Here is a 6368-nt window from a genome sequence, read left to right as displayed (position 1 = left end):
TGAGGCGTGTTGCTCGGAGCAGACAAAAATTAATGCTCCGGGATCAGCCTCGCAATAATCAAATCAGCCGCTTCTTCTGCGCTTAGCTTCGTTGTATCAATGCGCAACTCCGCCGCTTGTGGCGCCTCATAGGGCGCATCGATCCCGGTAAAGTTCTTCAACTCGCCAGCGCGCGCTTTGGCATAAAGCCCCTTCACATCACGGCTCTCGGCTACTTCAAGCGGTGTGTCAACGAACACCTCAAGGAATTCACCAGGTTGCATCATGCTGCGCATCATATCCCGCTCTGACCGATAGGGCGAAATGAATGCGGTAATAACAATCAGGCCTGCGTCCGTCATAAGCTTCGCCACCTCGCCAACACGGCGGATGTTCTCGACCCGGTCCGTTTCGGTAAAGCCCAGATCCTTGTTCAGCCCATGGCGCACGTTGTCGCCATCCAGCAGGAACGTATGACGGTTCATCCGGGCGAGCTTTTTCTCAACAATATTCGCGATCGTGGATTTGCCGGACCCGGACAGACCAGTCAGCCAGAGCACCGCTGGCTTTTGGTGCTTCATAGAGGCGTGGTGAGCGCGTCCAATGTCCGTAGCCTGCCAGTGAATGTTCTGTGCCCGGCGCAGGGCGAAATTGATCATGCCGGCGGCAACAGTACGGTTGGTGATCCGATCAATTAGGATGAACCCGCCCAGATCTCGGTTCTCGCTGTAAGGAGCAAAGGGGATCTCGCGGTCGGTCGTGATATTCGCAACGCCAATGGCATTCAGGTCCAGTGTCTTGGTGGCGATATGTTCCTGCGTGTTGACGTTAACCTCATACTTGGGAGGCTGCACGGTCGCCGATACCGTCTGGGCACCGATCTTAAGGGCATAGGCGCGCCCGGGAACCAATTCAGTGTCATCCATCCAGACGAGCGTGGTCTCGAACTGGTCCGCTACTTCAAGCGGCGCTTGTGCCGCCACGATCACCTGCCCGCGCGAACAATCGATCTCATCTGCCAAGGTCACGGTCACGGATTCGCCCGCGACAGCGAGATCTCGGTCGCCGCCCAAATTGACGATCCGTGCGATGGTTGAGGTTTTGCCCGATGGCAAAACGCGAACCGGGTCTCCGGGGTGTAGCTGGCCACTGGCGATGAGGCCCGCAAACCCGCGGAAATCGAGGTTGGGACGATTGACCCACTGCACCGGCATCCGGAAGGGTTCGGATTGCTCAATGGTGTTTTCGAGAGTTACCGCCTCCAAATGTGGCAGCAACGGCGCGCCAGTGTACCAAGGGGTATTCTCACTTGGGGCCGTAATATTGTCGCCCTTATAGCCCGAGATCGGAATGGCCGTGAAATCGGTGAGCCCGATACTCTCAGCGAAGGTCCGATAATCCTCTACGATCTGGTCATAGGTGGCTTGGTCATAATCCACGAGATCCATCTTGTTGACGGCCAACACGACATGTCGGATGCCCAACAGATGCACGAGATAGCTGTGGCGACGGGTCTGGGTAAGCACACCCTTGCGGGCATCAATCAAGATCACTGCAAGGTCGGCGGTCGAGGCGCCGGTGACCATATTGCGGGTATATTGTTCGTGGCCCGGTGTGTCGGCCACGATGAACTTGCGCTTCTCGGTCGAGAAGAAGCGGTAGGCGACGTCGATGGTGATACCCTGCTCACGCTCTGCCGCCAGGCCATCCACCAGCAGGGCGAAATCGATATCCTGCCCTTGGGTGCCCACACGCTTGCTGTCAGCCTCAAGCGTCGCCAGTTGATCCTCAAAGATCATCTTGCTGTCATAGAGCAGCCGACCGATCAATGTGGACTTACCATCATCGACAGAGCCACAGGTGATAAAGCGCAGCATGGTCTTATGCTGATGCAGTTCCAGATAGGCATCGATGTCTTCGGCAATAAGGGCGTCGGTCTTGTAGGTCGGATTTTGGGCAGTCATGGGGGGTAATATCTCTGCTTAAATGGAAGGGCCGGAAAAGAAAGGAAGCGTCAAAAATAACCTTCTTGCTTCTTTTTTTCCATCGAAGCCGCCTGATCATGGTCGATCGCCCGACCCTGCCGTTCGGACGTGGTGGTCAGCAGCATTTCCTGAATGACCTCGGGCAGAGTTTTAGCCTCGCTTTCTACCGCACCGGTAAGGGGATAGCAGCCCAAGGTGCGAAAGCGGATCGAGCGCATTTCAGGCGTTTCACCCGGCTCTAACGGGAAACGGTCGTCGTCAACCATAAGGATCATCCCATCGCGCGTGACAGTGGGCCGCGGTGCCGAGAAATACAGGGGAACGATCTCAATCCCCTCAAGGTGGATGTACTGCCAGATATCCAACTCGGTCCAGTTCGAGATTGGGAATACTCTGACGCTTTCACCCTTGGCTTTGCGGGCATTGTAAAGCCGCCAGAGCTCCGGGCGCTGGTTCTTGGGATCCCACCGGTGGTTTGCCGAGCGGAAAGAGAAGACGCGCTCCTTGGCGCGGGATTTCTCCTCATCGCGACGCGCACCGCCGAAAGCCACATCAAAACCGTGCTTGTCGAGTGCTTGCTTCAGGCCTTCTGTTTTCCACATGTCGGTATGCAGCGCGCCATGGTCGAAAGGGTTGATCCCCTGCTCTACCGCTTCGGGGTTTTGATGCACCAGCAACTCCATCCCGGCCTCGCTCGCTGCGCGGTCCCGAAGCGCATACATGTCTTGAAACTTCCAAGTGGTATCAACATGCAGCAGCGGGAAGGGGGGCGGTGCCGGGTAGAAAGCTTTCTTTGCCAAATGCAACATGACGGCGCTGTCTTTGCCCACGCTGTAAAGCATCACCGGGTTTTCCGCTTCCGCGGCAACCTCGCGCAGAATATGAATGCTCTCCGCCTCAAGGCGCTGCAAGTGGGTCAGGGCTGTCATGTTCATAAATGGAGTTCTCTAAAAAAGCATGGTTCGGAGGGCGGTACACCATTTCTATCTCGTATTTCAGCCAGCGTAACCCCCATCTCGGCAGTAATTTGAGAGTGTTTACCCCAAGCCAGTATAAACTTTTGGTATGGTCGTGAATTTCTGCGCTTCTAGAACGTTGCGGTGAAAAAAGACGGGCTAAAATAAGGTGCTCTAATCCGCGAATGACCGTGGCGGGCGCCTAAGAGCAAAAGAGCGTCCCCACATTGCCCTAGCATCACGTGACAATGAGCCGATTGCTTGCTAAGGCAAGTGGAGAAATTTCAAGGAGCACGCCACTGTGCAGGTGACTCAAACCGCCCTACCGGGGGTCCTTTTGTTAAAACCCGCAAGGTTCGGTGATGCCCGTGGGTTCTTTTCCGAAAGCTGGAACCGCAAGACACTGGCGGAACACGGGATCGCATTAGACTTCGTGCAGGACAATCATTCGATTTCTGCAGCCGTCGGGACCGTGCGCGGGTTGCATTTTCAGACCCCGCCTCATGCGCAGGACAAGCTGGTGCGCTGCGGCCAAGGGGCGCTGTTCGACGTGGCGGTGGATATCCGCAAGGGCAGCCCGACATATGGCCAATGGGTTGGCTATGACTTGACCGCCGAGAACGGTTCGCAACTGCTGATACCCAAAGGGTTCCTGCACGGTTTTGTCACGCGCGCCCCTGATACAGAGATTATCTATAAATGCACCGACTACTACGCGCCCGAATGTGACGGCGCGTTGCGCTTTGACGATCCCGATATCGGCATAGTTTGGGGCCTGAACGGTGAACCCATTCTGTCCGACAAGGATGCCACGGCCCCGCTATTGGCCGGCTTTGACAGCCCTTTCACTTACAGAAATTCAGCATGAAAATTCTGGTGACGGGCGGTGCCGGTTTTATTGGCTCAGCGGTGGTGCGGCTGGCGGTGGCCCGGGGTCATGCAGTGGTCAACCTTGATGCGCTGACCTATGCGGGCTGCCTTGAAAACATCGCCAGCGTTGCAGCCGATCCGCTTTATGTTTTCGAGCAGGCCGATATCCGCGACCGCGCGGCGCTTGACCGCATTTTTGCGGCGCATCAGCCAGACGCGGTGATGCATCTGGCCGCTGAAAGCCATGTGGACCGTTCAATCGACGGACCTGGGGGTTTTATCGAGACCAATATCACCGGCACCTACAACATGCTGGAAGCCGCGCGCCGCTATTGGGTGGCGCGCGGCAAGCCAGAACCGTTCCGCTTTCACCACATCTCGACGGATGAGGTCTATGGCTCGCTGGGTGCAGAGGGCATGTTCACCGAAGACACGCCTTATGACCCGCGCTCGCCCTACTCCGCCTCCAAAGCCTCCAGCGACCATTTGGCCCGCGCATGGCATGAGACCTATGGCCTGCCGGTCGTGTTGACCAATTGCTCCAACAACTACGGGCCCTTCCACTTTCCCGAAAAACTGGTGCCGGTGGTGATCCTGAATGCCTTGGCGGGCAAGCCTATCCCAGTCTACGGCGAGGGGCTCAACGTGCGTGACTGGCTCTATGTAGAAGACCACGCCGACGCGCTGCTGCTGGTGTTGGAAAAAGGCACCATGGGGCGCAGCTATAACATCGGCGGGGAGAACGAGGCGCGCAACATCGATCTTGTGAAAACCATCTGTGGGATTTTGGATCAAAAACGCCCCAAAGATGCGCCCTACGCCGATCAGATCACCTTTGTGCAGGATCGCGCGGGCCATGACCTGCGCTATGCCATTGATCCCAGCCGTATCCGTGATGAACTGGGCTGGCGCCCGTCGGTGACGGTCGAAGAAGGGTTGGAGCGTACTGTGCAATGGTATCTCGATAATGAGAACTGGTGGCGCGCGCTGCAGAACCGCGATGGCGTGGGCCAACGGCTTGGCACCAGGGGGTGAGCGCATGACCATCCTCGTCTTCGGCAAAACGGGTCAGGTCGCGCGCGAACTCGCCGCCTTGGAGGGAACAGAATGCTACGGCCGTGATGCCGCTGATCTAGAAACTCCTGAGATCTGCGCCGCCCTGATCCACCAGAAACGCCCCGATGCGGTGATCAACGCCGCCGCCTATACGGCGGTCGATAAAGCAGAAGAAGATGAACCCTGCGCCACCACGATCAACGGCGCGTCCCCCGGCGCGATGGCCCGCGCTTGCGCTGACCTTGGCATTCCTTTTGTGCAGATCTCGACCGATTATGTCTTTAAGGGGGATGGCGCCGCGCCGTGGCAACCGAATGATCCAACCGCGCCACTGGGCGCTTATGGTCGCAGCAAACTGGCCGGAGAGCAGGCGGTGCGTGCGGCGGGCGGCACCCATGCCATCCTACGGACCTCTTGGGTGGTTTCGGCCCATGGTTCAAACTTCGTCAAAACCATGCTGCGGCTCGGGGCAGAGCGTGACACGCTCAACATTGTTGCAGACCAGATCGGCGGCCCCACCGGCGCTGCCGAGATCGCTGCCGCCTGTCATGCTCATTCACTAGATGGTCGTCGTTGCGCAGGTGCCAGGTCATTTGCCGGACACCGAAGAACGGGGTCTCCAAGAACTGCTCGTCGATCCGCCGCATCAGATCGAGGTTCTGCGCGGTCTCACCCTTCGGCGTGTAATAGAAAGACGAGCGCGCAATCGACAGCAGCTTGCACTGCTGGACGACAGACAGCTGGGGGTGATCAGGCTCCACCATGCCGCGCCTCACTTCCCGCCCCAGGGCTTGAGCTTTCGTTCCAAAAAAGAGTTGGCTACCGCCAGCTCCCCTATCTTGGCATGGAGTTCCTTCACTTGCTCTTCGTCGATCTCGGGCTTTTTACGGCCACCGCGCTCAAACACACCGGATGCGCCCTCGAGCAAAGCAAAGCGCGTTTCCATTGGTGGATCATCGTCGGATGCACTCCAAATCGGCTCGCCAGTTCGGCTGCGGTCTCCTCGCCCTTCAAGGCCTCCAACGCGACCTTCGCCTTGAACTCGGGCGCATGCTGCTTGCGTTTAGACATCTCTGATCTCCTTCGTTTTGAAGATCAGCAGACTGCAAATTGTAGGGGTGGATTCCGGCTGAGTGCAGAATGACACCCTAAGGCATTTTGAGGACGCGGCTTCCGTATTCACGCAGATTTCCGTTTGGATCTACGTATCGATAGAGCGTAACAGGCTTGATCCCCAACTCCTTGCAGAGATCACTAACAGACGTGTCGCGATTGGCCATGGCGGCTTGCGCCATACGGACCTGCGCTTTTGTCAGCGCAAACTTCCTTCCACCTTTCCGGCCACGGGCGCGGGCGGCTTGGAGCCCGGCCATTGTGCGTTCGCGGATCAACTCACTTTCAAATTCGGCCAAGGCCGCAAAGATGCCAAATGAAAGTCGTCCTGCCGCAGTTGTTGTATCGATCTGCGCGCCTTGTCCGGTGAGCACCTGGAGGCCAACGCCGCGCTCGGACAGCAAGCTGA

Annotated in this window: 5 protein-coding genes and 1 pseudogene; 3 read left to right on the top strand and 3 right to left on the bottom strand. The window is 57.6% G+C overall.

What is annotated here, in order from left to right:
* Positions 1-29: 29 nt before the first annotated feature.
* Positions 30-1943 carry a sulfate adenylyltransferase subunit CysN gene (cysN, locus tag A3722_RS03995; RefSeq protein ID WP_067627276.1) on the bottom strand — a complete coding sequence of 638 codons (1914 nt, stop codon included), beginning with the start codon at positions 1941-1943 and terminating at the stop codon, positions 30-32.
* Positions 1944-1993: 50 nt separating this feature from the next.
* Positions 1994-2899, bottom strand: a complete 906-nt coding sequence (gene cysD, locus A3722_RS03990; protein WP_067627278.1) for a sulfate adenylyltransferase subunit CysD — start codon at positions 2897-2899, stop codon at positions 1994-1996.
* A gap of 322 nt (positions 2900-3221) precedes the next feature.
* Here cysD and rfbC point away from each other — a divergent pair, with 322 nt between their 5' ends.
* From rfbC to A3722_RS23095, 3 genes and pseudogenes are all read left to right on the top strand, one after another.
* A complete protein-coding gene (gene rfbC, locus A3722_RS03985) occupies positions 3222-3788 on the top strand; it encodes a dTDP-4-dehydrorhamnose 3,5-epimerase (RefSeq protein WP_067627279.1) in 567 nt (188 codons plus the stop codon).
* A complete protein-coding gene (rfbB, locus tag A3722_RS03980; RefSeq protein WP_067627281.1) occupies positions 3785-4825 on the top strand; it encodes a dTDP-glucose 4,6-dehydratase in 1041 nt (346 codons plus the stop codon). Before rfbC ends, rfbB begins: the two co-directional genes overlap by 4 nt.
* A 4-nt stretch (positions 4826-4829) precedes the next feature.
* Positions 4830-5393: pseudogene (locus tag A3722_RS23095) on the top strand (SDR family oxidoreductase); the annotation flags it as partial.
* Between the two features lie 601 nt (positions 5394-5994).
* Here the strand turns inward: A3722_RS23095 and A3722_RS03960 are convergent.
* A partial coding sequence (locus A3722_RS03960; protein ID WP_161488211.1) for a recombinase family protein occupies positions 5995-6368 on the bottom strand: 374 nt, incomplete at its 5' end.

The organism is Sulfitobacter sp. HI0027 (assembly GCF_001634775.1).
Lineage (GTDB): Bacteria > Pseudomonadota > Alphaproteobacteria > Rhodobacterales > Rhodobacteraceae > Sulfitobacter.
The sequence above is the reverse complement of the archived record's forward strand: the minus strand, read 5'-3'. Positions and strand labels throughout refer to the sequence as shown.